Origin of the sequence: Sporofaciens sp. SGI.106 (assembly GCF_050314255.1) — a bacterium.
Taxonomy (GTDB): domain Bacteria; phylum Bacillota; class Clostridia; order Lachnospirales; family Lachnospiraceae; genus Claveliimonas.
The window spans coordinates 1-1,767 of record NZ_JBNPMZ010000048.1; the positions used below are offsets into that span (position 1 = coordinate 1).

Genomic DNA, 1,767 nt, shown 5'->3' on the forward strand with positions numbered 1-1,767 from the left:
GCGTATACAGTCCTGGTTGAAAGGTTGGATTACTCCTCCTTCAGGCAGAGTCGTAGCGTTGAAATAGTGTTGTTAGGTATTCAAAGTTTGTGCACTGGAGATAGGTATCGAGAATAGTTATCCCCATGGTGCGATTGCAAACGAAATAATACTGTCATGCCTCCTAAGAAATTTTAGGAGGATTTTTTATGATTAAGGATCTGCTTCAGAGCAAAACAAAGAGCTACAAGAAACCCTGGCCGGAGAACTGCGCATGGCCGGAACCAAAGTTCTACGGTGTCAGGTACGACGAGAACCTGGATTGGCGTGGAACCGACCAGATGAAGAACCTGCTTGCCATCAAGGACTACTACGACTCCCTTGTGGACGACGGTGTGCTGAATAGTAAGTATAGGCCGGAAGTAGATGACTTCTACCCGGAGATGGGGGAAGTATACTGGGATGATCGTTTCGACATTGAGGCGTGGCGCGAGGAATTGACCGCTTATGTGAATCTCCTGCGCATCCCAACAGCGGAACCGGTCAAATCGATTCAGTCTGTTCTCTCTTACGAATTCAAAAACCAGAACCTGCTCCGTCAGGCTTTTACAAGACGTGCATTCCAGATCGAGTATGGGCTTGATGCCTGTTCCGAGGAATTGGAGTTCCTGGGAGACACAGTTCTTTCCGCCGTTGTAACAAAGGAAATGTTCAAGCACTGTGCGCATCATGACTACATCAGTTTCGATTCCCCATTCCAGAGCAAATATGATGAAGGCAAGCTCACCAAGGTAAGGCAGCAGTTCGTGTCAAAGGAATCCCTGGCGGCAAGAGCGAGGGCGCTTGGTCTTGGACAGTATATCCTTTACGGAACGGGTGAGAAGGAGAACGATTCATCCCTTGAGGATATGATGGAGGCCCTGATCGGTGCTGTGGTAATGGACTGCAATTGGGATATGCCGACCATCGAGAAGGTTGTGGACGAGCTGCTCTGCATCCAGATGGACACATCATTCGAGGGATTCTTGATCAAGTCATATTATGACGAGCTCAACGCCTGGCATCAGAAGAGATTCGGGCATATTCCGACATACAAAATCTATAACGCATCGAATGGTAAATATCGATGCGAAATCCAGTTCAATATCCCGGAGAACGACAAGGGTGTTCAAACATCCAGACTGTTGAGCGTGGAGGGTGAAACCCGAAGCCAGGCAAGGGAAGCAGCGGCAAACCGGGCCTACAACGATATCATGTACCAAGGGCTATGGAGAAATCTGCATGAAGCCGATATTCAGCCTGATCTTGAAAATAGCATCAATCAGGTGCAGGAGCTTTATCAGAAAAAGTACCTGGACGAGAAGCCTGTGTATGAATACACGAACCACGGAAACAAATGGACTGTTACATGCCATTCGGATGGGTACTATGGCTTTGGAAGCGCAGTCACCAAGGTTCTGGCAAAGAAGAAGGCTTCATACGAGCTGATGCTGAATATGCTCGAAGGAGCTGGCATGGATACCCACAAGTGGCGTGAGGTTATGAAATAAAGATATTAGTCTTCAGTTCCCCTATTATCGACTGGTAAGGTGATATCATGAGCACACAAATGGGAGATAGAATCCATGATCTCAGATCGTATCTGGGCCTTTCGCTTAAAGCTTTTGGTGAGGCAATTGGATTCTCTGGTAATCACATTAGCCGATTTGAGAAAAACGTTTTTAGCCCGGATGAACGTGTGATTCAGAAAATCTGTGATGTTTTTCATGTTGATCCGTCCTATTTCAC

Annotated in this window: 2 protein-coding genes; both read left to right on the forward strand. The window is 47.0% G+C overall.

What is annotated here, in order from left to right; translation table 11 throughout:
- The first annotated feature begins 188 nt into the window (after positions 1–188).
- A complete protein-coding gene (locus tag ACQRCC_RS15480) occupies positions 189–1,529 on the forward strand; it encodes a ribonuclease III domain-containing protein (RefSeq protein WP_427851642.1) in 1,341 nt (446 codons plus the stop codon).
- 47 nt (positions 1,530–1,576) lie between these two features.
- On the forward strand, positions 1,577–1,767 hold a 191-nt coding region (locus ACQRCC_RS15485; RefSeq protein WP_427851643.1), incomplete at its 3' end, for a helix-turn-helix domain-containing protein.